21 protein-coding genes are annotated in these 24,274 nt (G+C 50.8%); 10 read left to right on the plus strand and 11 right to left on the minus strand.

Annotation, left to right across the window (positions count from 1 at the left end; translation table 11 throughout):
* Positions 1-10: 10 nt before the first annotated feature.
* From IE054_RS07365 to rnr, 4 genes are all read right to left on the minus strand, one after another.
* Positions 11-2,338: a S8 family serine peptidase gene (locus tag IE054_RS07365; protein ID WP_189404890.1), complete on the minus strand. Its 2,328-nt coding sequence runs from the start codon at positions 2,336-2,338 to the stop codon at positions 11-13.
* Positions 2,339-2,675: 337 nt separating this feature from the next.
* Positions 2,676-4,349, minus strand: a complete 1,674-nt coding sequence (locus tag IE054_RS07370) for a S8 family serine peptidase (RefSeq protein WP_189404892.1) — start codon at positions 4,347-4,349, stop codon at positions 2,676-2,678.
* A 499-nt stretch (positions 4,350-4,848) separates the two neighbouring features.
* Positions 4,849-5,589: a 23S rRNA (guanosine(2251)-2'-O)-methyltransferase RlmB gene (gene rlmB / locus IE054_RS07375; protein ID WP_189404894.1), complete on the minus strand. Its 741-nt coding sequence runs from the start codon at positions 5,587-5,589 to the stop codon at positions 4,849-4,851.
* Positions 5,589-7,925, minus strand: coding sequence for a ribonuclease R (rnr, locus tag IE054_RS07380; protein ID WP_189404896.1), 2,337 nt, complete (start codon positions 7,923-7,925; stop codon positions 5,589-5,591). The genes rlmB and rnr overlap by 1 nt, the downstream gene beginning before the upstream one ends.
* A gap of 251 nt (positions 7,926-8,176) precedes the next feature.
* Here rnr and IE054_RS07385 point away from each other — a divergent pair, with 251 nt between their 5' ends.
* Both IE054_RS07385 and IE054_RS07390 read left to right on the plus strand, forming a co-directional pair.
* Positions 8,177-8,455, plus strand: coding sequence for a PepSY domain-containing protein (locus IE054_RS07385; protein WP_189404897.1), 279 nt, complete (start codon positions 8,177-8,179; stop codon positions 8,453-8,455).
* Complete coding sequence (locus IE054_RS07390) at positions 8,455-8,976, plus strand: cytochrome b/b6 domain-containing protein (protein ID WP_189404900.1); 522 nt, start codon at positions 8,455-8,457, stop codon at positions 8,974-8,976. The genes IE054_RS07385 and IE054_RS07390 overlap by 1 nt, the downstream gene beginning before the upstream one ends.
* Positions 8,977-8,998: 22 nt before the next feature.
* On the opposite strand, the gene IE054_RS07395 is transcribed toward IE054_RS07390, so the two are convergent.
* From IE054_RS07395 to IE054_RS07405, 3 genes are all read right to left on the minus strand, one after another.
* A complete protein-coding gene (locus tag IE054_RS07395; protein WP_229805062.1) occupies positions 8,999-9,613 on the minus strand; it encodes a tetratricopeptide repeat protein in 615 nt (204 codons plus the stop codon).
* Positions 9,614-9,871: 258 nt separating this feature from the next.
* Positions 9,872-10,117 (minus strand): TIGR02647 family protein, encoded by a 246-nt coding sequence (locus IE054_RS07400; RefSeq protein ID WP_189404902.1) that lies wholly within the window; start codon positions 10,115-10,117, stop codon positions 9,872-9,874.
* A gap of 4 nt (positions 10,118-10,121) precedes the next feature.
* Positions 10,122-10,625 carry a hypothetical protein gene (locus tag IE054_RS07405; RefSeq protein WP_189404904.1) on the minus strand — a complete coding sequence of 168 codons (504 nt, stop codon included), beginning with the start codon at positions 10,623-10,625 and terminating at the stop codon, positions 10,122-10,124.
* 75 nt (positions 10,626-10,700) lie between these two features.
* On the opposite strand from IE054_RS07405, the gene ubiD reads away from it, so the two are divergent.
* The 8 genes from ubiD to IE054_RS07445 all read left to right on the plus strand — a co-directional run bounded on the left by ubiD (position 10,701) and on the right by IE054_RS07445 (position 21,044).
* Positions 10,701-12,188: a 4-hydroxy-3-polyprenylbenzoate decarboxylase gene (gene ubiD, locus IE054_RS07410; protein WP_189404906.1), complete on the plus strand. Its 1,488-nt coding sequence runs from the start codon at positions 10,701-10,703 to the stop codon at positions 12,186-12,188.
* Between the two features lie 21 nt (positions 12,189-12,209).
* Positions 12,210-12,905, plus strand: a complete 696-nt coding sequence (fre, locus tag IE054_RS07415; RefSeq protein WP_189404908.1) for an NAD(P)H-flavin reductase — start codon at positions 12,210-12,212, stop codon at positions 12,903-12,905.
* A 404-nt stretch (positions 12,906-13,309) separates the two neighbouring features.
* Positions 13,310-14,689: a M20/M25/M40 family metallo-hydrolase gene (locus tag IE054_RS07420; protein WP_189404910.1), complete on the plus strand. Its 1,380-nt coding sequence runs from the start codon at positions 13,310-13,312 to the stop codon at positions 14,687-14,689.
* 125 nt (positions 14,690-14,814) lie between these two features.
* Positions 14,815-15,798: a substrate-binding periplasmic protein gene (locus tag IE054_RS07425; protein WP_189404912.1), complete on the plus strand. Its 984-nt coding sequence runs from the start codon at positions 14,815-14,817 to the stop codon at positions 15,796-15,798.
* 104 nt (positions 15,799-15,902) lie between these two features.
* Positions 15,903-17,810, plus strand: a complete 1,908-nt coding sequence (locus IE054_RS07430) for a CHASE3 domain-containing protein (protein ID WP_189404914.1) — start codon at positions 15,903-15,905, stop codon at positions 17,808-17,810.
* A gap of 283 nt (positions 17,811-18,093) precedes the next feature.
* Complete coding sequence (locus tag IE054_RS07435) at positions 18,094-18,651, plus strand: GbsR/MarR family transcriptional regulator (protein ID WP_189404916.1); 558 nt, start codon at positions 18,094-18,096, stop codon at positions 18,649-18,651.
* Between the two features lie 11 nt (positions 18,652-18,662).
* The gene (locus IE054_RS07440; protein ID WP_189404918.1) at positions 18,663-20,024 is read left to right on the plus strand and encodes a cytochrome ubiquinol oxidase subunit I; all 1,362 of its coding nucleotides are present in this window, start codon (positions 18,663-18,665) and stop codon (positions 20,022-20,024) included.
* A 9-nt stretch (positions 20,025-20,033) separates the two neighbouring features.
* Entirely contained in the window at positions 20,034-21,044 is a 1,011-nt protein-coding gene (locus IE054_RS07445; RefSeq protein WP_189404920.1) for a cytochrome d ubiquinol oxidase subunit II, read from the plus strand.
* A gap of 117 nt (positions 21,045-21,161) precedes the next feature.
* Here the strand turns inward: IE054_RS07445 and IE054_RS07450 are convergent, their stop codons facing one another.
* The 4 genes from IE054_RS07450 to IE054_RS07465 form a co-directional block, all read right to left on the minus strand.
* Positions 21,162-21,458: a 2OG-Fe(II) oxygenase gene (locus IE054_RS07450; protein ID WP_189404922.1), complete on the minus strand. Its 297-nt coding sequence runs from the start codon at positions 21,456-21,458 to the stop codon at positions 21,162-21,164.
* Between the two features lie 266 nt (positions 21,459-21,724).
* Positions 21,725-22,906, minus strand: coding sequence for an acyl-CoA dehydrogenase (locus tag IE054_RS07455; RefSeq protein WP_189404924.1), 1,182 nt, complete (start codon positions 22,904-22,906; stop codon positions 21,725-21,727).
* An 85-nt stretch (positions 22,907-22,991) separates the two neighbouring features.
* Positions 22,992-23,321 carry a hypothetical protein gene (locus IE054_RS07460; protein WP_189404926.1) on the minus strand — a complete coding sequence of 110 codons (330 nt, stop codon included), beginning with the start codon at positions 23,319-23,321 and terminating at the stop codon, positions 22,992-22,994.
* A 74-nt stretch (positions 23,322-23,395) separates the two neighbouring features.
* On the minus strand, positions 23,396-24,043 hold the full coding sequence (locus tag IE054_RS07465; RefSeq protein ID WP_189404928.1) for a hypothetical protein: 648 nt from the start codon (positions 24,041-24,043) through the stop codon (positions 23,396-23,398).
* Positions 24,044-24,274: the final 231 nt, after the last annotated feature.

The following is a 24,274-nucleotide window of genomic DNA, read 5'->3' on the forward strand; positions in this document are numbered from 1 at the left end:
TCTCATGATATTATTTGTAGGAGTAAGAAAGTGTGGCGTCCTCGATGTCAGCACTGGCCCTTATTCCCAGGCTCCAGTAAGTATTCGTTGCGGGATTATCAAAATGACAGGTTTCTACAGCATCTCCACTGTCCGACTTACACGTCCAGTGCCATGGGGTTACATCCCGCCCTTTATGGACGTAGAGCGCCGCATTGCCCTCAACACCTGACAGACTAACATCCAGTTCCAATGTGCCAGACGGCAACGTAACTTTGTAACGCAACCAGTTCCCTCCAGATAACGTAAGGCCGTCTTTAACGATAGTCACGCCATCGCCTTCATCACTGCCGTCGTCCTCACCATCGTCATTAAAGGAATATGCGTATTGTAAAGTCAGTCCTGACACATCCGTTTTCGCCCAGATTCCGATATTCCATTTATCCATTTTTGGATTATCGATAGTACATAACTCTTCGTTGTCAGGTCCATTAGACCGGCATTTCCAGTGCCACGATGTTACTTCACGGCCTTTATTCACATACAGCTCGGCATTGCCACTGCCACCTGTTAGTTTAACTGTCAGCGATTTTACATTGTCAGGTATGCTAACCCACCAATTGCGAGACCATCTTCCGGCTAAAACTGACAAGTTGGTTTTCTCAACCACAACATCCTCATCAGGATCATTGCCATTGTCGCCATTATCTCCGTCGTCACCTGCGTCTGTGCTATCTTCGGGCAAATAGGAATAAGTCAGTGTTGAACCACTCACATCGGAATTTGCACGAATTCCAATGCTCCACTTATCAGCTGCCGGTGTTTCAAATAAGCAGAGCTCTTCATTATTGGTGCTAGCAGAATAACAATCCCAATGCCAGGGGGTAACTTCTCTGCCCCTGTTGACAAAAAGATCTGCGTTACCCTCACCACCAGATAGTGTCACCTTCAACTGTCTTACGTTTGCAGGAATATCTGCCCAGTAACGTAGCCATTTACCCGCTGATACTGAAAGATTATCTTTCACTACCTCAATACGTTGAGGTTCACTACCGCCATCTTGTGCTGATCCATCATCTCCATCGCACCCATAAGCTGCGATATCTTCATAAGAGGCCTGGACACGTAGCATGCCATGACCATAGTAGGTGTCACGTCCGGTAGCGCCTTTATCCAGCGCTGTCCGTGTTAGCGCTTTCCTTATCTGGCTTCCCGAGCATTCCGGGAAAAAACTCCATAACAAGGCCGCACCAGCCGTTACGTGCGGTGCAGCCATGGATGTACCACTGAGGTTTCGATAGCCATAGCCGGGATAGGTCGAGTATATGCCGCTGCCGGGAGCGGCAATTTCTACTGCATCATTATGTTGGGAGTAGCCAGCTCTGTAGCCATCTGACTTTAGCGCTGCTACGGACATGACGGCATCGTATGATGCAGGATAAGCTTTACTGCTGCTTCCATCATTGCCAGCAGCGCCAACCATAATCAGCCCCTGACTCTCAAACTCTATTAAATTCTGTTCTTCGTAGCTAGACTTTCCGGGTCCACCAAAACTCATATTAATTACGTTAGCACCAGCGTCTGCACATTGCTGCACCGCCTCTATAACATTCGAAGCGTAAGTCCAATTGCCGTCGTCATTGAAAATTTTAACTACGTGCATTCTCACACCAGGATAAATACCCACACTACCGAACGTATTGTCGTACGCTGCTATAATCCCTGCCACATGCGTGCCATGTCCGAAACCATCATTGAACCATTCACCAACTGCGTTGCCAGTTGTGGTGCCGGTCAGGCCATCGGCGCGATCAGGCAGATCCTCGTGTCCTTCATCAATACCGGTATCAATCACGCATACTTTAACAGAGTCTGTTTCTGACTGAACCAGCTCAGTGGCTTCAATCATGGCATGGCTATACGGTTGGGTCTGAGCAAATAACTCTCTGACCGGGTCAGGGGAAATTCTTTTTATGTCATCACGCTGCCGGAGTTGTTCAAGTCCATGGCTATCGAGTGAAGCGACAATCACAGCACGATCTTCAATTACCTTATGTACTCTACCTGAAGCCAGACTCACTGCCTTCTTTGCGATGGCCACATCAAATCCCCGCTCCGGTACGATGTTCATGTCTTGCTCTTCCGCAAGACGAGCCTTGTAGAGGCCAGTGTTGGCTGCATTTTTTTCAAACTCGATGATGTAACGATCCTGCGCTTCAAGCACATACTGAAGCTGATCTGCCAGTGAGTTTTTTAATGATGACGTCGGCGCATCCTGAGCACTGGCTGTGGCATGAAGGCCAAGGCAAGCTGCGGTGACTACCGGAAAAAAAGATAAAACGCTACTTTTCAAATTCATGATAAAGCCCTGTTGGTGCCAGCCTTGATAGGTATTGGAAGTTGGCTTAGCGAGGTGTTAACAGCAACACGACTACGAAAAAAAGCATCCAGCAAGTTCGCAGTGAGAAAAAATACGTAAAACTAATATCGTCAGAATACGCAAAAGGATTAGCGTTAGGAAAGGCTTATTTAGCATGGGGTGTATTTGTGCTTATACCCAATGTGAAGCGGGTCAGCAGAAGTAATTGTTTTGCTTACACTCTTATTTCTGATACGCCGTTAGCAGATTCTGGAAAAATTCATAAAAAAGGCCGGTCAGAGACCGGCCTTATGTTCATCTGCTTTTGACAGTGGGTTTACTCGTAAGAGTAGTCCATGGTTACGCCATTGTAGCTGCTGTAGCCGTGGATACCGATATGCCAGGTACCTGACTGCGGTGCACTGATGGTGCAGATTTCGTCATTACCGGCATTGTACGGGCGGCACTCGAAGGTGCTTAGCGTCGGCTCTGAGCCAAGACGCATGTACAGGTCGGCATCACCGCTGCCACCTGAGATTTCTACCGTCATAGTCGTTACGCCTTCCGGCACATCCCAGGTGTAACGGTCCCATGCATTACGCGAGCCTGACAGGTTAGTCAGCTGACCTGATACTGGCTCAACGCCACCATCGCCGCCACCGTTGTCACCGCCGCCGGACGAACCGTCACAGCCGTTGGTGTTCAGGTAGTCGTACGCCGCTTCCAGTTTCATCAGGCCATAGCCATAGTAATTGTCACGGCCTGCAGCGCCTTTGTCTTCTGCAGTAGCAGTTAGCGCGGAACGGATGTCATCCGCAGAACACTGAGTGAAGTAACTCCAGACCAGTGCTGCACCGCCCGCTACGTGCGGCGTTGCCATTGACGTACCAGTCAGGGCTGCATAGGTGTCATCAGGATACGTCGAGTTTACAGACGTACCTGGCGCTGCTATCTCAACCTGGTTGTTGTACTGCGAATAGTTTGCCCAGCTTTCGTTAGATCCAACCGCACCAACTGACATTACTGCGTCATAGGAGGCCGGATAAGACTTAACACTGTTGCCATCATTACCGGCAGCCGCGACCAGCAGTACGCCATCGTCAGCAAAGCCTTGCATCGCGGATTCTTCAGCTGAAGATGACGACCCGCCACCCAGACTCATATTAACCACATTAGAGCCAGCGTCCTGGCACTGTTGCACTGCCTGAATAATGTCTGATGAGTACGTCCACTGACCATTGTCATCGAAAATTTTCACAATGTGCATGTCCACGCCGGGATACACACCAATGACACCTTCGCTGTTGTCATAGGCAGAGATAGTTCCTGCAACATGAGTACCGTGACCGTTACCGTCGTTGTACCAGTTACCGACCTGGCTGTTATTACCCTCACCGGTAACACCGTTATTGGTGTCAGGTAGATCAGGATGCCCAAGGTTATAACCCGTATCAATAATACAAACTTTACGGGCACTGGTATTAGACTGCGCAAACTGATCCGCTTCTACCATAGGAATACCGTAAGGCGTGGATTGCGCCATAAGCTTGCGCTTAGCATCCACCGAAACAGATTCGATTGTAGGGTCATTACGCAGGGCGTTCAGGGCTTTTTTGCTCAGTTTTGCAGCCACCAGGTGCTGCCTTGCAATCACGCTCACCGTTTCACCACCGGCATTCGAGATTGTGTTGCGAGCCTGTACTGCGTTAAGGGCTACGTCGTTACCCAGATCACCGGTGTTTGCATCGCGCTGTGCTGAGAGTGCGTCGCCATTTTTCATCAACCGTTCGCCACCAGGGCCGATTGCGCCTTTTTTGAACTTGACGATATAGCGCTGATTACTCTGCACTACTGGCATGGCTTGTAAGCGGTTTTCCAGCAATGTCTCGAAACCAGAATTCTGGCTTTCAACACGTACCGGACCGTTAGTCGCGGCAATAACACTTGCACTAAGCAGTGATACCGATGCGGCGAGAACCGCTTTACTTGCGAGTTTATGGTGTTTTGTCAAAACAAATTTCCTCTACTTGTTGTTTTTTTTCCTCTTCTCAAATTTTTAGTTTTTTTAACGAGAAGTAGGGTGTACGTGATGTCACCCGGGTACCTGCATTCTTCAGCAACCATGGTTTACCTGATGACATCCCATCACTGACGTTTATTTCGCCAGCAACTTTGATACTACGTACACAACAACCAGCATGTGTATAAGTAAGAATACGCATATATATAAATGCATACGTATGCAGAAAGGAAAGAATTACTGACACCAACCTATAGAGCAGATATGACGAGGAGTATAGGGAATATGCTTAAGTATAAACGAGCAACATACTGAAAATATTATTCATTTTCTTTTTAAAATTAAAGGAATATGAGCGCGCTTGCATGCAACTGGCCGCAAACGTTTACTCATTTGTGAAGGGAGGCAGTTACGCAGCTGGCGTGCGAAACAACGCCTGGGACCGTTATACGGAGGCAGAAATATCAAGCTGACATATGCGTGTACTGGCTTAGCCTGCGCGCTGACGGACGATTTCGTAAAGACAAACACCGGTCGCCACAGACACATTCAGGCTGGTCACACTGCCAGCCATGGGAAGCTTAACCAGGTGATCGCAATGCTCGCGGGTCAGGCGGCGCATGCCTTTGCCTTCTGCGCCCATCACCAGGGCGGTGGGGCCGGATACATCAATGTCATACAGTGTCTGGTCGGTTTCACCGGCCGTGCCAACTACCCACACACCGTTATCTTTAAGGTGCTTAAGTGTGCGCGCAAGATTGGTAACCTGTATAAGCGGCATGACTTCTGCCGCGCCACAGGCTACCTTGCGTACCGTTGGCGTGAGACTGGCTGACTTATCCTTGGGCACGATCACCGCATCCACGCCGGCCCCATCGGCAGTGCGCAGACAGGCGCCCAGATTGTGTGGATCGGTGACGCCGTCAAGTACCAGAAAAAACGGCTGTCTAGCGTTCTCCACAATGGTATCCAGATCGCTTTCATCCAGTACCCGGGCGGGCTTAGCTCTGGCCACAACGCCCTGATGTTGCTGGCCGCCTACTTTGTCGTCCAGCGTCTTACGCTGACAAAACTGAAGACTGATACCAAAACGCCGGGCCTGATTAACAATGTCACCCAGCCGGTCGTCATTACGGCCTTTCAGCACCAGTATTTCGATGATCCGTTCCGGCTCTTTTTGTAACACAGACTGCATTGCATGAAGCCCGTACAGCCACTCCTGCTGTGCCATTATTTACCCCGTTTGCTGTTAGACGCGTTGGCTTTGCCACGCTTCTTCGCTGGTTTGCCACTTTTTTTCCCGCCGGCTTTACCGTCATCGCCCTTTTTGCCGCCTCGCGCGGGTTTCGTGGCCTTCTTCACAGGGACTTTTTTGCCCCCTTTGCCTTTCAGTGTCTGCTGATCGAACACCAGATCAATTTTGCGCTCATCCAGATTCACTGCCGCAACTTTGACTTCAACCGTATCACCCAGACGGAATTGACGGTGCCCGGACTCGCCGGCCAGAATTTGTTTCACTTCATCATAGTGATAGAAGTCATCATCCAGCGACGTAATGTGCACCAGACCGTCAATATGGTATTCCGTCAGGCGAACGAACAGACCAAACCCGGTAACCGAACTGACAACCCCTTCAAACGTGTCACCAACATGATCGAGCATGAACTCGCATTTCAGCCAGTCAGCCACGTCACGGGTAGCGTCATCGGCGCGGCGCTCGGTAGTAGAACACTGCTCACCTAACGTCTCAATTTCTTCCTCGGTGTACGCTTTGGCGCCGCTGACAGCCTTTTTGCCCTGCTGTTTGGCAATAATGCTTTTCAGCGCACGGTGCACTACCAGATCCGGGTAGCGGCGAATTGGTGAGGTAAAGTGCGCATAAGCATCCAGCGCCAGGCCAAAGTGACCAATATTATCCCCGTCATACACTGCCTGTTTCATTGAGCGTAACAACATGGTCTGGATAAGCTCTTCGTCCGGACGCTGGCGGGTTTTATTCACTACATCCGTAAAGTCAGCCGGGGTTGCGTCGTCGGTAATGCGGTGCGGTATGCCAATTTCACCTAAGTAACTGGTGAACGTCGTCAGCCTGTCGGCATCCGGTTTGTCGTGCACGCGGTACAGGGCGGGTGCCTGGTTTTTCTCCAGGTACAGCGCGGCACTGACATTAGCCATGATCATGCACTCTTCAATGAGCTTATGCGCATCGTTGCGCTCTACTGGCACAATATTTTCTATCTTGCGCTGGGCATTGAAGACAAACTTACTTTCCTGAGTTTCAAACTCAATAGCGCCACGCTGCTGGCGGGCTTTTTTAAGTGCCCGATATAGATCATGCAGATTGCGAAGGTGCGGGACGTGTTCTTCGTAGCGTTCGTATAACTCTTTATCTCCCTGCAGAATTTGCCACACCTTGGTATAAGTAAGGCGTGCATGTGAATTCATCACAGCTTCGTAGAACTGATAATCCTGCAGCTTGCCCTGTGGCGATATCGTCATTTCACACACCATGCACAGCCGGTCCACTTCCGGGTTGAGCGAGCACAATCCATTTGACAAGACTTCCGGCAACATTGGGATCACCTGGGACGGAAAATAGACCGAGTTCCCCCGGTTTTGCGCTTCATCATCCAGTGCGGTGCCGGTTCTTACATAGTGACTGACATCGGCAATAGCCACCCATAGCTGCCAGCCCCCTTCATCGAGTGGCTCACAAAATACGGCATCATCGAAGTCGCGTGCGTCCTCGCCGTCAATCGTTACCAGCGGTAACTGACGTAAATCAATACGCCCTGCTTTGGCTTCTTCGGGGACCGCGTCATCCAGCTTTTGCACCTGACGGGTGACACCATCCGGCCACTGATGGGGAATATCAAAGGTACGCAGCGCCATTTCAATTTCCATACCTGGCGCCATGTGTTCACCCAGGATTTCAATGATTTTGCCGACCGGGTTTACCCGTTTGCGTGGTCGCTGCGTCATTTCAACCACTACTACCTGGCCCATACGGGCACCCTGGGTATGCTCTGGCGGGATGACAATTTCGTGCTGCAGGCGACTGTCATCAGGTATCACAACGCCAAACCCGTGCTCGACAAAGTACCGTCCGACAATGGGCTCACTGCGGGGCTCGATTACTCTGTTTATAAAGGCTTCGCGGCGGCCGCGACGATCGGTTCCGCTATCGCGCGCTTCAACTACATCGTCATGCAGGAAAAACTGCATCTGCCCGGCACTGATATATAAATCACCGCTTCTGTCCTCGGGCCGGAGAAACCCGAAGCCATCGCGGTGGCCAATAATGCGCCCACGGATTAGTTCATCCTGATTCTGGATCTGGTATTTTTTCTGGCGGGTAAACTGAATTTGCCCTTCACGCTCCATAGCTCGCAGGCGTCGCTGTATACCAATGCGGCTTTCCTCATCAGGAGCATTTACCGCCGTGCAAATCTCAAGAAATGTCATTGGCAGCTTACCCGATTTAAGCACACTGAGCAGGTACTCCCGGCTGGCTACGGGATTCTCGTATTTTTCCTTTTCTCGCTCGAAATGGGGGTCGTCACTCATGCCGTTATTGATTTTCCTGTATTGGTAAATGGCTTGCCGGGTTGCGTACGGGGCAAAACTGCGGCAAGTATAACAGTAATTAATCCGTGCAGGGCGTGCCTGCGTTATAAAATACTGAACTTACGACAGTAAAGCACACTCACAATTCCGTAGTGTTAAGATTTCGCTAAGCTAAGGAAGATGCGAAGATGACTGTAAGCATCTTCCTGACTGTTGTTATATTTTTCAGTTGTCGAATAAGGACCATGACTATGAACTATCGTTTACTCGCACTTTCACTGCTTTCTGTAGCTGGCCTGAGTGCCTGTAACACACATTCCACAACCATGTGCACCGACGCCCCTCAAAGTGAGTGGCAGGATCAGGATGCATTTCAGTCAACGTTGTTAAATCAGGGCTACAAAATTAACGAATTTAAGGTAACCGACGGTAATTGCTACGAAATTTACGGGTTTGATGCCAAGGACAACAAAGTTGAAATTTACTTCAACCCGGTAGATGGCAGCATTGTAAAACAAGAGTCTCACTAATGGCCAACCGTGGCCAGCTACAGATCTGGGCATTACCGGTACGTCTTTGCCACTGGTTGTTTGTAATTGGTTTTACGCTTAATTACTTCATTCTGGAAGCGGGACGTACCGCCCACGAAATTGTCGGTTATGTACTGGTTGCGCTGGTGCTGTTTCGCATCGTCTGGGGGGTGGTGAAGCCTGGCCATGCGCATTTCGGACAGTTTCACCTGAACTACCGGGCCGTGCGGGAACATCTGCACCACCTGCGCAAACGAAGTATTCCCCGTGACAGCGGCCACAACCCGATTGGCTGGTTGTTTGTGTTTGCTACGCTTGCCTTGTTCCTCGTGCTTGGTATTACCGGCTTCTTACTGGAAGAAATTGATGCGCTGTTCGGCAACCCCACTGTAGAGCTCATTCATTCGCTGGCAGGTGATACGCTGATGGTACTGGCGTGTATTCATATTGCGGCGGTACTTTTTACCCAATGGCGGGGGCGCATTGCTCTGATCAGCCCCATGATTACCGGTAAGCGCTAAACAAGACGTAGCGCACAACCTCTCAGCTGTCTGCAGGACGCCGGGCCGCTCGCACGGCTTTGGGGTGCATCAGTGATTCCAGCTGTTCCAGACATGCCGCAATTTTTGCGTGTGTTTGTTTGTCGTCAGTCACGGCGTTATACAGCCAGTGATAGGCGTCTTCGTAATCATACGGGCTGCCATGACCATCGATAAACAGCTCTGCCAGCTGGAGCTGCGCTTTAAGATTACCCAGCGCCGCCGCCTCGCGCAGATAAATGACCGCGCGCGACTTGTCCTCCTGCACCAGTGTCCCTTTTGAATAATAACGCCCCAGTTGTTCCAGTGCGGCAGGTAGCCCCTGTTTTGCGGCATCTTCCATAAAGCCAATACCCCGTGCCGGCGCAGCATCAACACACACACCCCAGGCAAGCATATCGCCCCACAAAAACTGATAAGCAGGTACGCGCAGCACTTCAGCCCGCGCTTCAATATCCTGCACCAGCTGACAGCGATCCATGACGACCCGGTCGAGATGTTCATTGGCATTAATGAGTCGTATCAACTCATCCTGGGTGTACAGCTGCACCGCACGGAGCTGCGATGATTCCTCATCCTGCTGGGCATGCGCATTCAAAGGTAACTGCCACACAGCCATTACCGTCATCAAACAAACAAAGAATTTTCCTGCGCCCATATTCATGATGCTACTACGTTTTTAACCTGTAGAAATGTATCGACCCGCGTGCATAAACCTTGAATCAGATATGCATACACATTCACGGTGTCGCCGGTCTGCACACCAGGCCTCGTTGAGTTTGCCTATAAGCCGCCAGGCCAGTAAAAGACTGACCTGCTCATCTACTTCGCTGTCCGCCTGAGTGCCTACAGGCTTGACCAAACCTTTCCCAGGTAGTCAGTTGAGCTTCATCAGCAACGCATCCTGAATACGACGGGCGTGGTCTGCAATATCGTGTCCTAAGTCAGTAAGATAGCCACCATCCGGCTGCGTAATAACCCCCTTTGCATGAAGCCTGGCAGCGGCATCAACAATGGTCTGGCTGGCATCATGATGGATTTTTAGCCCCTGCATCAGGCTGTCGCGTGGAAAACGTAAAATCAGGTTTAGTTCTTCGGTTAAATCGGCGTCAAATACCTTCATACTCTTACTCTTCCTTCGTGTAGGTACCCTTAAACAGGGTTTGCCAACCGGACGTACTCGGCGATTTTACCTGCCAATGCTGGGTCACAGTGCCGTCATCATTGGGGGTCCAGGCAATCTGGTGTAATACCGTTTGTCCATCGTCATTTAGTGTCGCACCACTCATTATCATGCTGCCATTGGTAAGCTGCCCTTCAAGCTGCAGTCGCAATCCGGTCTTGTCTCCCCAGGTCTGATACCATTTGCCGGTCGTGCTGTCGTACATATTGATACTGCTGCCGTAGGGCCCACTGGTATTGCTGTAATGCTCGGTGATCACACACCCATCGTAGACCTTTTTAATGCGGTTTGTCCCGGCTTTTTTTCCATCCGGCGTGGTCACTGTCCAGTGACCCAGCCAGAAATCAAACGCCTGATAGGAAGGCCCAACGCAGGCTTGCGCGGCACTGACTACGGATGAGTGAAAGAGACTAACGATGATCAAAAACAGGCAGCACAGGAATTTCATAAGTGACTGATCGGACAAAGGTCATAAATGGTATACTGATTTTCAAAGCGTAGTCTGTGGGCCACACCTGTTCAAATGAAATATAACGATTTACGAGACTTTATCGACAAGCTGGAAGCGCGGGGTGAATTAAAGCGCATCTCGCAGCCAATCAGCACGGACCTTGAAATCACCGAAATAGCCGACCGTACCTTACGTGCCGGGGGGCCGGCATTGTTATTTGAGAATCCTAAGGGATATGACATGCCGGTACTGGCCAACCTGTTTGGTACCCCTGAGCGGGTAGCCATGGGAATGGGCCAGGACTCGGTCTCAGCGCTGCGTGAGGTAGGTAAACTGCTGGCTTATTTAAAAGAGCCGGAGCCGCCCAAAGGCATTAAAGATCTGTGGGATAAGCTGCCAGTATTTAAGCAGGTACTAAACATGCCCGCTAAGGTACTGAAAAAAGCCCCTTGTCAGGAGGTGGTATTAACCGGGGACGATGTAGATCTAACCCGCCTGCCTATCCAGCGCTGCTGGCCCGGTGATGCCGCTCCCCTTATTACCTGGGGACTGACCATTACCCGTGGCCCACACAAGAAGCGGCAAAACCTGGGCATTTATCGCCAGCAGCTGCTGGGAAAAAATAAGCTTATCATGCGCTGGCTGTCGCACCGCGGCGGTGCGCTGGACTTTAAAGAGTGGTGCGAGACGCACCCCGGCGAGCCCTACCCTGTATCCGTTGCTCTGGGCGCTGACCCGGCCACCATTCTGGGTGCCGTGACACCGGTACCGGATACGCTGTCAGAGTATGCCTTTGCCGGACTGCTGCGCGGCGATAAAACCGAAGTCGTGAAGTCTGTCAGCAATGATTTGCAGGTTCCCGCCAGCGCAGAGATTGTACTGGAAGGGTATATTGCACAGGATGAAACCGCGCCGGAAGGTCCCTATGGCGATCACACCGGCTACTACAATGAGGTTGATGAGTTTCCGGTATTAACGGTAACGCATGTGACTCACCGTAAAAACCCGATTTATCATTCTACGCATACCGGCAGGCCACCGGATGAACCGGCAATACTCGGGGTGGCCCTGAACGAAGTTTTTGTACCGATTCTGCAAAAGCAATTCCCGGAAATTATCGATTTCTATCTTCCGCCCGAAGGCTGCTCATACCGCATGGCCGTAGTGACCATGAAAAAGCAGTACCCCGGCCATGCCAAGCGGGTCATGATGGGTGTGTGGTCGTTTCTGCGCCAGTTTATGTACACCAAGTTTGTGATTGTGTGTGACGATGATGTTAACGCGCGTGACTGGAATGATGTGATCTGGGCCATTACCACCCGTATGGACCCCGCCCGCGACACTGTGATGGTGGAGAATACACCGATTGATTACCTGGATTTTGCCTCTCCGGTATCAGGGCTTGGCTCTAAGATGGGCCTGGATGCCACCAACAAATTACCCGGTGAAACGGACCGCGAATGGGGCGAGCCCATTGTAATGGACAGCGAGGTAAAACAGCGGGTGGATGACATCTGGGAAGAGCTTGATATCATGGGCCCGGCGTCGCGCCCCCGGTAACGCAAATTAAGAAGAGAAACTATGTCAGAGATTGTTTGTAAGGTTGACAGTATAAGCCCACTAACCAGCGAGGTGTATAAGGTAGCATTGATCCCGCCTTCGCCGGTTGAGTTTAAAGCCGGTCAGTATGTGCTGGTGCATATGGGTGAAAAAGATCAGCGGCCATTTTCCATTGCCAACCCCGCAACCGACAATAACCGGATTGAACTGCATATTGGCGCCGACCCGGAAAATACGTACGCTGGCGAGGTGCTTGCCCGTATGCAGGAAGACGGCGAAATTGCGTTAAGTGGCGGCCACGGCGAAGCATATTTACAGCCCAACGGCATGCCGATGGTGCTGATTGCCGGTGGTACCGGTTTTTCCTACACCTATTCTATCCTGCAGCAACATCTGGCCGGTGACAGCTCGATACCGCTTACCCTGTACTGGGGCGGTCGCCATGCAGAAGACTTGTACCTGGCCGATGAGTTACGGGCGCTGGCTGAAAAGCACGATAACTTTTCGTTTATTCCGGTAGTGGAATTTGCACACGACGACTGGCAGGGCCGCACCGGCTGGGTCCATCATGCGGTAATGGCCGACCATGCCGATTTCAGTCACTTGCAGGTATATGTTGCCGGGCGCTTTGAAATGGCCAGGACTGTGCGGGAAGACTTTACCGTTCGGGGTCTCAACAAAAAGAACCTGTTCGGCGATGCGTTCGCCTTTATTTAAGGAAGATGCGAACAAGTCTGTCATCACTCAGCGAGTCCTGAAGTGCGTAGTCGCAAGGCAGGTTTCGCGGGCAATGGCAAAATCTGAAAAAAGGGCGCTGTATCACACTAACACGGACGTTTTTGTTCTACGGCTACACAGAAAGCGTCCTCTGATGTAGTCGTTCATTTCTTCGTTGTGCATCGCAAATGCCACACCCCATTCTTGCAGTACGTCACGCATTATTAAGACTCCCCTTAACCAGAGGTGTTGAAAGTACACGCTTTTGCAAAATATGTTGGTACACATCCGCTGCCGCGGCAGGCGATAAAATGCCAGTGCCTTCAGACAGACACACTTGAGGTTGAGCCAGGCGCACCGTACCGTCGTAGTCAGACCTGACTAACTATAATAAAGGCATGTATATGAAACGACTAACCACCAGCCTCTTTGCTGGCAGCCTGGCGCTCTGTAGCGCACTAAGTACGGCCAGCACAAACCCTACACAGGACTACAAAAAGCTCCATGACATTGCCGATGCAGTGTCTGCGCAGCGCATTCAGCAGGATATTGAAAAACTGGTAAGCTTTGGTACCCGTCATACCCTGTCAGAAACCGAAAGTGACACGCGCGGCATTGGCGCAGCCCGGCGCTGGATAAAAGCGGAGTTTGATAAAATTTCTGAAGCCTGTGGCGGTTGTCTGAAGGTCTACATGCAGTCAGAAGTGATTGAAGGCGAGAAACGCATTCCCGAGCCAACCGAGGTGGTGAACGTTATTGCTGTACAGCAAGGTACATCTGATCCCGATCGCTATGTGGTGATGTCCGGTGACATTGATTCGCGTGTATCCGATGTCATGGACGCGACCTCCGATGCTCCGGGTGCAAACGACAATGCCTCTGGGGTTGCGGGTGCGCTGGAAGCTGCACGCGTCCTTAGTCAGTATACGTTTAATGGCAGTATTGTGTATGCCGCACTGTCCGGCGAGGAACAGGGCCTGTTTGGCGGTAAAATTATGGCGAAACAGGCGAAAAAAGACGGCTGGCGTATCAAGGCCGTGCTTAACAACGATATGATCGGCAATATTGAAGGGGTGAATGGCGTTATCAATAACACCACGGCCCGCCTGTTTGCAGAAGGCACCCGGGTGACCGAAACTGATAAAGAAGCCCGCACCCGCCGCTTTACCGGCGGCGAAGTAGACTCTCCCAGCCGCAACCTGGCCCGCTATATCGATATCCTTGCCGACAGCTATATTGAGAACCTCGATACAATGCTGATTTACCGCCTTGATCGCTTTGGCCGTGGCGGACACCACCGGCCATTCAACGCTGAAGGCTTTCCTGCAATCCGCATCATGGAAACCAATGAGAACTATCAGCGCCAGCATCAGGATTTGCGCACCGAGAACGGAATCGAATATGGCGATACCCTGGACGGTGTGGATTTCGACTATGCGGCCAAACTCACTGGCCTGAACGCCGTCGCTCTGGCGGCCATGTCATGGGCACCTGCCCCACCATCACAGGTGGAAATTGAAGGTGCAGTACAACCCTCGACCACCCTGTCCTGGCAAGGACTTGACCCGCAAGCCAACCCTCAACTGGCGGGGTATCGGGTTTACTGGCGTCGTACCGCTTCCCCTCAGTGGGAATACAGCCGGTTTGTCGGCAAGGTAACCGAAGCGACGCTGGAGAATGTGGTAATCGATAACTACTTCTTTGGCGTAGCCAGTGTCAGTGAAGACGGTACCGAGTCACCGGTTGTATTTCCCGGCGCGGCCGGCAGTTTTGGTGATAACTAAACCAGGCTGCGAAACACAGAAAGCCGGACGGAGTGACTCGTCCGGCGGTCATCAACAAAAATGATCAATAGCTGTTATACTCGTTAAATCATCAGGTTATCCCATCAACAGAGCAGGTCGTCGTCATGCGAAAAAGTTGGTTGCTAGGTTTTCTGCTTATTGCTCAGGTAAGTAGTGTACAGGCAGAATCACTCACGCTGGCGGCGTCGCCGTTCACCACCTATGTGGATGATGAGGGTGAGCCGGCCAGGCTCAGTCAAATCATTCGCGAAGCGTTTTCCCGTATGGACCAGGACCTGCAACTCAATGTCATGCGCCAGGCGTTTTTAGGGAGTTCACTGCTATCAGGCCGAGCCGACGGCGAGTTCGCTTATCTTGATCTGGGTGACAGAAAATCCAACTTTGTTTACTCTAAACCTTACCTGCCAGCTTACCTTTACGCCGCCAGCAAAGCACAGAGCGTGCAGCGGGTGAAACTGATCCCGCACCTGCACGATTACCGGGTTGCCATAGAAAACCGCTTCGCCAACACGCCCCGCTTCCGGCTGATAAAAGACATTAAGTGGTCGCGTAATCCTTCTTCTTTTGACGTATTTCGTCAGATTGCCGATGATCGCGCGCCCTACCTTATCACCACGCGACTGCTGATTGATGAGTTTAACCGGCTGCTGAGCCGTGATGGTGAGGAGTTACTCCTGCTCTCAGCCGCGCCACTGGTTTCAACCGGACTGCATTTGTCGTTAAATAAAAAACACGCCGACGCGCAGACTGTTATCACCCGCTTTGACGAAACCATTGCAACGATGCAGCGTGACGGCAGCTTTAACCGGCTGCTCGGTATTGCCTGGCTGACCCGCGATGTTGACGGCGACGGTGTCGCTGACTATATCTCGAGCAGCGACGTTGCACATGAAGTAAAAGACGCTGACGCCCTCAATTATACCTACCCGCTGGACGCCACTCAGACTGGCGATGCATCGTCGTTTTATGTAGACGGTAAAAAGTATGATGACTGGCAGGACGTGGCACCACTGATTGCTGACAGTGGCAGCATCCGCCCCAGCCTGCTTGACCCGGAAGTGTACGCACGCATGATCCAGCGCTGGTAGCACGCACGGTTGCCACGGTGCTCGTGCACTGTTTAGTCCCGGTTTCATTTGTGGCTAATCTTTTTACGAAAAGGTGTTTAGAAACAAGGAGCTAGTTGGTAACCATGCAATTCAGCCTCAGACAGTCATTCAGTGTGTTTATTACACTGGCCATTGTTGCTGGCCTGTTAAGCATCAGTGTTGTCATTGTTGGCAATCAAAACTCTAAACAAAGCGAGAAATGGTTAACACATACTTACGAAGTGCTGACTATGAGCAGCCATTTGCTGACCAGTCTTAAAGATGCCGAGACAGGCCAGCGAGGCTATCTTCTAACGTCGAAAGAGCGCTATCTGGAGCCCTACCATGCAGGGGTTAAGTCATCACGGGATACACTTCAGAAACTATTTAATAAAACGTCAGATAATCCTCGTCAGCAACAACGCCTGAGCGAGTTGTCTGATTTAATTGATCAAAAATTGCAGAAGCTTGAGCAAACGGTAAACCTTGCCAAAAACGGACAAAAAGCAGAAGCCATGCGTATTGTAAATACCGATATCGGCAGGGAACTCATGGACGAAATAAGCGCGTTGCTCGACGCATTTGACAGAGAGGAAAACCAGTTACTTGCTCAACGACGGGAAAAGTACGACGCTATGCAATATACTGAGCTAATCACTATATTGCTGGCAATATTATCATTAATTTCTCTGATGGCATTTGCAACGCATGCTGTGAAGCGCAGAGTTATTAACCCTATTATTTCACTGACCGACCAGTCAACCAATTACCTTCCCAGGGTAAAAAATGAATTTTCAGCTCAAAATGCTGCGACTGAAATTCAGGTGTTAGCAAATACGCTGCAATTGATGAGTGATAACCTGTATAAGGTGATCAGCAACCTTAATGAAGACAAAATCACGGCGGAAGCGCGCGCTAAGGTTAAAGCTGATTTTCTGGCAAATATGAGCCATGAAATACGTACGCCCTTAAACGGCATTAATGGGACCCTGCAGTTGTTAGCTGATGAAGTATCGACTGACAAGGGCAAAGATTTACTTCACAAAGCTAAATACTCCGCATTTTCCTTAATCACCATCGTGAATGACATTTTAGACCTGTCAAAGTTTGAAGCGGGTAAACTCCGCGTAGAAGAAACGGATTTCAGGTTGTCTGAGCTAGCCGAGCACGTCATGTCCGACATGGGTATGCTAGCGCATAAAAAAGGGTTACGTATAAACTTCAGAAATAAGACAGAACATGATTACTGGATTGGAGATCCGGTTCGGATCAGACAAATACTGATCAATATCATCTCCAACGCAGTGAAATTTACGCACCATGGAATAATTGAATTTACGATTGATCACGTAGCCGGATCTGACGAGATTGAGTTTACAGTTGTTGACCCGGGAATAGGCATGACCGACGAGCAGCTAAGTCGACTATTCGAACGATTTGAACAAGCTGACAGGTCGACGACGCGAAAATACGGTGGCACTGGATTAGGCATGTCTATCACAAAGCTCCTGGTTGACCTGATGCACGGCAGGATAGACGTAGTAAGCCAGGCAGGAAAAGGAAGCTCGTTTAACGTCACGCTGCCGCTAAAAAGATCGCAGCTGACAATACAACCCAGAACGCATACCGACGATGTAGATATTAACCTTTCCGGTAAGCGCATTCTGGCTGCTGAAGATAATGAAATTAACCGCATGATCATTCAGGAAATGCTGAGAAAAACGGGGGCGGATTTAGCGCTGGCTGAAAACGGATTGCTTGCGGTTGAAGAGTTTAAGGCGAAACCGTTTGATATTGTTTTGCTGGATATCCAAATGCCGGAAATGGACGGTTTAGAAGCGTGTAAAATTATTAAACAGCACAACGACAAAGTCCCTGTCATCGCGGTTACTGCGAATGTGCTGAGTGAGGACAAACATCGCTACGAAAATAGCGGTTTTAATGATTACCTGGCTAAACCCATGAGCAAAGACATGCTGTATGCAAAGTTATCCGAGTACTTACTTAACTAAGCCCGCATTTTTTTGAGTTATAACGTGGCCGTATGCGAGCATACCGGGCGTTACGTACGCTCAATACTTACCCGTAACTCACCGCATTTACCGGTTATGCGCATTGTTTTACCGTGCATCACAACCCGGCCCTCCTGACAGACACACAAGAGCACGCCTCAGCCAGAAAAGACAATCACTTTGACAGCATAAGATTTCACATAAATTTTGTCTGGCTATTGATCTGCATCAAGAACCCTTATAAACTTTCAGTAATTTCTGAAAGTTTATAGAGATAATGCACATGACCATGTCACCGCTTCTCACTTCTGCTGTAATGCATTTTGGCGAAATGGGCAGCCGCTGGGGATTTAACCGCACGGTGGGGCAAATTCTGGCGCTAATCGTATTGCACGACGAGCCGATTTCGGCACAGGAAATTGCCGATGCGCTGAATATTTCGCGGGGCAATACCAGTATGGGGCTCAAGGAATTACAGTCCTGGCGCCTGATAAAGCAGCATCTGGTACCGGGCGAGCGTAAGGAGTTTTTTATCCCCGCCGGGGATATCTGGGTGCTGGCAAACCGGGTATTTGAGGAGCGCCGCAAACGCGAAATAGACCCCACTATGAGTCTGCTTCGCGATCTCATTCTGGACAATCCGGCTAACCAGTCCGACGCCAATGCCCAGTCTAAACTGACTGAAATTCACGATTTGCTTGAGTCGGTGACCGAATGGTCGCAGGAACTCCAGGGGCTCGGTCCGGAAAAGCTTAATAAGTTAATGAAACTTGGGGCCGGGGTTGGCCGTATGCTTGAGTTCAAAGACAAACTAATCACCGGTAAAAACACCGTTAACTGAGGAGCGTTGTTGTGGATGTGTTGGTGCTTTCCCGCTTGCAGTTTGCATTAAATATCAGTTTTCATATTCTTTTTCCGACCATCACGATGGCGCTGGCCTGGTTTCTTTTCTATTTTAAACTTCGTTCAGACTTTAGTGGCCATCCGGTGTGGATGCGTATCTACCGGTTTTGGGTACGTGTCTTTGCCCTGACCTTCGCACTGGGTGTCGTCAGTGGCGTCACCATGTCCTTTCAGTTTGGTACTAACTGGCCAGGCTTTATGGAGAAAGTAGGAAATGTGGCCGGGCCACTGCTTGGCTACGAGGTTCTTACCGCATTTTTCTTAGAAGCCACCTTCTTAGGCATTATGTTATTTGGCAGCCGTAAGGTGCCAAACTGGTTACATACCCTGTCTACCTTTATTGTCGCGTTCGGCACCACCACCTCAGCGTTCTGGATCCTGTCTCTAAACAGCTGGATGCACACCCCACAGGGCTACGAAATTATTAACGGCGTGGTGTATGCCAAAGACTGGTCAGAAATAATCTTTAATCCCTCGTTCCCCTACCGCTTCGCCCATATGATGCTGGCATCAGGGCTGACCGCAAGCTTTGTCCTTGCTGGCCTGTCCGCCTACCGCATGCTTATGGGTGACGAGAAAATTGCGCCCAGGCTGACCCTTAAAACCGGCCTGTATACTGCCGCAATCCTTATCCCGCTACAGATTTTTGCCGGTGATATGCACGGTTTAAATACACTGAAACATCAGCCGCAGAAAGTCGCCGCCATGGAGGGCGTGTGGGAGACCGAGCGCGGCGCCCCACTGTTGCTGTTCGCCTTGCCCGATGAGGAAGCGCGGGATAACCGCTTTGAAATTGGTATACCAAATGGTGCCAGTTTCATTCTGACACACCAGACTGACGGTGAAATTAAAGGGCTTAATGAATTCCCTGATGAACACCCGCCGGTTGCACCGGTCTTTTACGGCTTCAGGGTGATGGTTGGTATGGGCCTGCTGATGCTGGCAGTGTCATGGGCTGGTAGTGTTTATCTGTGGCGCAGAGGCGCGCTGCCGCGCTGGCTGCAGTACACCACCATCGGCATGACATTCAGTGGCTGGGTGGCAACGCTGGCGGGCTGGTATGTCACCGAAATTGGCCGTCAGCCCTATATTGTCAGCGGCGTGTTGCGCACCGAGGATGCAGTAACGGCGTTACCAGCCGGCAATGTCGCGTTTTCATTAACGCTGTATGTCGTGTTTTACGGCATATTACTGGTGGCCTATATCGCAACGCTGGGTCTGATGTGCCGCCGTTCGGTAGCCATTGAAGAAATTACAGACAAAGAGCGTTCCGATATAAAAGATCCGGCGCTTGGCGCGGCCAAGGCATAGGGAGGGGTTATGCCATTTGAAAGTTTATCTGCTGAAACCTTGGGCAATATCTATGTCGGACTGCTGGGTCTGGCCGTACTCCTGTACGGTATTCTGGATGGGTATGATTTAGGCATTGGCGTATTACTGCCACCACGCGATGAAAAATGCCGTGATGCCATGATTGCCTCAATTGGTCCCTACTGGGACGCCAATGAAACCTGGCTGGTGCTAGCGGTAGGTTTACTGTTGTTCGCCTTCCCGGAAGCGCACAGTCAGTTTTTGCAAACTCTGTACATCCCAGCCACGCTGATGCTGCTTGGTCTGATCCTGCGTGGGGTGTCGTTCGATTTCCGCGCCAAAGTGGTGCAGGGCCATAAACGGCGCTGGGATTTCGCCTTTAAGTATGGCTCGTTGCTCACCACGCTTGCACAGGGCTATATGCTGGGTATTTTTGTTACCGGACTGCGCACTGATCTGTGGGCACAGGGGTTTGCCCTGCTGGCAGCCTTTGGTGTAACCGCTGCCTACGCGTTTATTGGTGCCTGCTGGCTGATATTGAAAGGTGAGGGTAAATTACAGGAAAAGGCCTATAAGTGGGCAAGGCGCGGGCTGGTAATGCTGGCCGCCGGTATTATTGCGGTGAGCCTGGCTAACCTGACGCTACATGACGATGTCAGAGACCTGTGGCTGTCTGCCCCCTGGGGGATTATGCTAATGGCCATCCCCCTGACCTGCTTTGCCCTGCTGCTAATGTGCGGTGTATTGCTGAAAAAACTGCCTGAGGCCAACGGAAAAGGCGAATGGCTGCCCTTTTTCATCGCACTGATGGTGTTTGTTCTTAGTTTCGCTGCCTTTGGTATCAGCTACTACCCCTACGTTATCCCGGGCAAACTGACGATTATGGATGCTTTATCAGATGCCGGGTCTCTGCGTTTTCTGCTGGTTGGTACCGTGGTTGTGGTGCCCTGTATTCTGGCTTACACCTTCATGGTGTATCGCATTTTTGCCGGAAAAGCAGAAAAGCTAAGCTATTACTGATGAGATCGCGGCGTTCAGTCCCTGGCCTCTGTCGCCGCGCTCTTCGTCCTATGTTTTCAGCAATCCGCACCTGACAGGCAGCGACAATATGCGCTCCCACTGCCCGCTACGATGACTTTACAGCCATAGCGCTATAGACAGCAGTGTGCGCTTTCCTTTTTCTATCCGGCTGACACGGTGCAGGTATTTGTCAGGCCGAAATAAATAAATGCGGTCAAATAACCGAAAGATAACACGCTCAGCGTAGAACACCCCACCCTTCTGCGGCTTTTTCAGCACCACATTGAATTTAAAGTATCGCCCGCTGCCCATAGGATCATTGTGCTCCAGTACCCGGTGCCCCTCGTGATAGGTAACCAGATTTACCGAGAGCCGTTTTGAAGAAAAAAGCGCGTTGTTGTTAACCAGTGCCATGTCAGTCCATTTTCAGAAATCAGACTGTATTGTCGCAGCTTTTGCCCGCGCCGGGCCACCACCTGACAAGGCGGGATCAGACTTTAATATGCCATGACGCTATAATTATGCTGATCCATGCCCAGTCCGATACGTCTTCCCCTGCCGCTCCCTTCGTACTGCCAGCTCAGCCGCTGCGAGTGTTACGTCAGTCGTAGCGAAAGCTCAGGTAATCTGGCACTGCCTGTATGCGGGGTATGTCTGGCATTACCCGGACTCGTCGGGGGCTAAAAGAATGCCTGTAAACCGGTTTGCGCACGGCCCATAATCAGGCCATGGATGTCGTAGGTGCCCTCGTACGTGTTCACGGTTTCCAGGTTCATTACGTGACGCATTACATGGTACTCATCGGCGATACCGTTGCCACCGTGCATGTCTCTGGCCATACGGGCAATATCCAGCGCTTTGCCACAGTTATTTCGCTTCATCATGGAAATGGCCGTGGGATCAAGGTGACCTTCATCAATCAAACGCCCGACCCGTAACGCGCCCTGCAAGCCCAGTGATATATCCGTTTGCATATTGGCCAGCTTGGTCTGAAAAAGCTGTGTCTGGGCCAGTGGCCGGTTAAACTGCTTACGTTCCAGGCCGTATTGTCTGGCCGCATGCCAGCAAAACTCAGCGGCGCCCATGGCCCCCCATGAAATACCGTACCGGGCAAGATTCAGGCAGCTAAATGGCCCTTTGAGGCCACGCACCGCGGGAAACATATTATCTTCTGGTACAAACACATCGTCCATGACAATTTCACCGGTAATCGACGCTTTTAGCGACAATTTTCCTTCTACCTCAGGTGCACTCAGGCCCTTCATGCCTTTTTCGAGAATAAACCCACAGATGGCGTTGTCTTCATGCTGGTTTTTCGCCCACACCACAAACACGTCGGCGACAGGAGAGTTGGTGATCCACATTTTACTGCCGGTTAAGCGATAGCCACCGTCGACCTTCTTTGCACGGGTCTTCATTGCCGCCGGATCTGAGCCTGCATCAGGCTCGGTCAGGCCAAAACAGCCAATCCATTCGCCCGTTGCCAGTTTCGGCAAATAGGTGTCTTTTTGGGCGTCGCTGCCAAAGGCGTTGATGGGATGCATGACCAGCGAGGACTGCACACTCATAGCACTGCGGTAACCACTGTCAACACGTTCGACTTCCCGGGCAATCAGTCCGTATGACGTATAATTTACCCCAGCACAGCCGTAGCCCTGTACGGTTACACCTAACAGCCCCAGCTCACCAAACTGACGCATAATACCGGTATCAAAATGACTCTCACGATTCGCTTTGAGGATCCCCGGCATCAGCGACTGCTGACAAAAGTCACGGGCGCTGTCGCGAATCATACGCTCATCGTCGCTCAGTTGCTTATCAAGAAGAAGGATATCGTCCCAGTTGCCTGCTGTCGTTGCCATTGATCTACGCCTGTTAATTTTCAATGGCTCCAGTGTAACTGAAATTGTGGGTAAAAAGGTTGATCAGGCCCAAGTTCTGGCAATGTTACTGCGTTAATGGCTGCTCACACATTTTTCTTGCTCGCATCCAGGCTGCACAGCCCGGCAGGGGATCACACCGAAACAGCAGGGAGCGCGGCGGGTAGTGCTCACGCAAGCGCACAGGCCCCATCGCCAGCGTGACATATTCATCAACCAGCCAGGTGTTTTCATATCGTACATAACAGGCATACTCGCCAAGTTCGATAGGCACGACCCTAACCTGTGTTCCGTCTGGCATTTTAGTCAACTCCAGACAGGAATAGGGGCCGCAACGCTGTCCCGCCATGACTGCACTGCATACCAGGCACATCAGCAAAAGTGCCATTAGTTTCATTGGTGCTGCTCCGCCACAAGATCTTTGCGATTTACTTTTAGCATAGCGGGAAAATGCATGGGTTTGTGGTTTATTTAGTTAAGCCACCAAGGCTGGCTAAAATCAATTTTGTCCGGTGCCAGTTCAAATGGATAAGGCGGCTCAATGGCTTCCCAGAATACTGCCTGATAACGTGGGTCGGTTATCATAAATGCGCCCTGCTGCTGATACTGCTTCAGCAATATTTCATACGCACCGGCTGGCATCTGAGGGTTGCTTTGCTGGAACACCACCGTGCCACCAAACTCCTGATAGAGGGCTTTATCAATTTGCCAGTGAAGTACCTGTTTAGTCGCAATTTCATCCGCTGTGCGCTGCTCAGACTCGGTCATAGAAGGAGAGTTCAGTGATGCGGCAAACCGGGCCTTAAACTTTGCTACCAGCGCCTGATCAACCTTTATACCGCGCTTGTCGGCATAGTCATCGAGTACCCGCTGTATGACTTTATCGGCAAGAGCGCGGTGACGAAACTGCGCCAGCGCCATGTTTTTACTCGCAGAATTCAGCCTCGCAAGCTGACTGAGTTGTTTCTCTGAGGGGCTGATATCTTCCACATATACAGGATCGCCAAATAGCGTTGCCACAACCTGTTGTTGTGCACTCGCCGTCCAGGTCATTAACCCCATTAACAATGCCAGAACAACACGCATTTTTTTCTCCATGATATTGATACCAATCTGCATACCAGCATACACCGTAACCTGCACTGCCCAACTGACTCGCAGCGCTGAGTTATGCTACTGGCGCAGGAACGAGTAATACATTCTGACTTAAGGCAATATCAGCCTACCATAACCACTACCGACAACGTATAGTTAATTCGGCTCGCCGTTGTGTATCAATTTGTAATTAAAGAAGAATGGCAGGAATAGCCTTGGGGGGAGGGAAGCAGGGGCAGCAAGCGCCACCCCGGA

The sequence above is a fragment of the Alteromonas halophila genome (assembly GCF_014651815.1).
Lineage (GTDB): Bacteria > Pseudomonadota > Gammaproteobacteria > Enterobacterales > Alteromonadaceae > Alteromonas > Alteromonas halophila.

What these genes read in the sequence shown, in the direction of transcription:
- ubiD (WP_189404906.1), top strand. Translation starts at nt 10,701, where the DNA reads ATGAAATATAACGATTTACGAGACTTTATCGACAAGCTGGAAGCGCGG.
- IE054_RS07365 (WP_189404890.1), bottom strand. Translation starts at nt 2,338, where the DNA reads ATGAATTTGAAAAGTAGCGTTTTATCTTTTTTTCCGGTAGTCACCGCA.
- IE054_RS07450 (WP_189404922.1), bottom strand. Translation starts at nt 21,458, where the DNA reads ATGGCACTGGTTAACAACAACGCGCTTTTTTCTTCAAAACGGCTCTCG.
- IE054_RS07435 (WP_189404916.1), top strand. Translation starts at nt 18,094, where the DNA reads ATGACCATGTCACCGCTTCTCACTTCTGCTGTAATGCATTTTGGCGAA.
- IE054_RS07395 (WP_229805062.1), bottom strand. Translation starts at nt 9,613, where the DNA reads ATGGCTGTGTGGCAGTTACCTTTGAATGCGCATGCCCAGCAGGATGAG.
- rlmB (WP_189404894.1), bottom strand. Translation starts at nt 5,589, where the DNA reads ATGGCACAGCAGGAGTGGCTGTACGGGCTTCATGCAATGCAGTCTGTG.
- IE054_RS07400 (WP_189404902.1), bottom strand. Translation starts at nt 10,117, where the DNA reads ATGAAGGTATTTGACGCCGATTTAACCGAAGAACTAAACCTGATTTTA.
- IE054_RS07430 (WP_189404914.1), top strand. Translation starts at nt 15,903, where the DNA reads ATGCAATTCAGCCTCAGACAGTCATTCAGTGTGTTTATTACACTGGCC.
- IE054_RS07445 (WP_189404920.1), top strand. Translation starts at nt 20,034, where the DNA reads ATGCCATTTGAAAGTTTATCTGCTGAAACCTTGGGCAATATCTATGTC.
- rnr (WP_189404896.1), bottom strand. Translation starts at nt 7,925, where the DNA reads ATGAGTGACGACCCCCATTTCGAGCGAGAAAAGGAAAAATACGAGAAT.
- IE054_RS07420 (WP_189404910.1), top strand. Translation starts at nt 13,310, where the DNA reads ATGAAACGACTAACCACCAGCCTCTTTGCTGGCAGCCTGGCGCTCTGT.
- IE054_RS07385 (WP_189404897.1), top strand. Translation starts at nt 8,177, where the DNA reads ATGAACTATCGTTTACTCGCACTTTCACTGCTTTCTGTAGCTGGCCTG.
- IE054_RS07390 (WP_189404900.1), top strand. Translation starts at nt 8,455, where the DNA reads ATGGCCAACCGTGGCCAGCTACAGATCTGGGCATTACCGGTACGTCTT.
- IE054_RS07465 (WP_189404928.1), bottom strand. Translation starts at nt 24,043, where the DNA reads ATGCAGATTGGTATCAATATCATGGAGAAAAAAATGCGTGTTGTTCTG.
- fre (WP_189404908.1), top strand. Translation starts at nt 12,210, where the DNA reads ATGTCAGAGATTGTTTGTAAGGTTGACAGTATAAGCCCACTAACCAGC.
- IE054_RS07425 (WP_189404912.1), top strand. Translation starts at nt 14,815, where the DNA reads ATGCGAAAAAGTTGGTTGCTAGGTTTTCTGCTTATTGCTCAGGTAAGT.
- IE054_RS07460 (WP_189404926.1), bottom strand. Translation starts at nt 23,321, where the DNA reads ATGAAACTAATGGCACTTTTGCTGATGTGCCTGGTATGCAGTGCAGTC.
- IE054_RS07405 (WP_189404904.1), bottom strand. Translation starts at nt 10,625, where the DNA reads ATGAAATTCCTGTGCTGCCTGTTTTTGATCATCGTTAGTCTCTTTCAC.
- IE054_RS07455 (WP_189404924.1), bottom strand. Translation starts at nt 22,906, where the DNA reads ATGGCAACGACAGCAGGCAACTGGGACGATATCCTTCTTCTTGATAAG.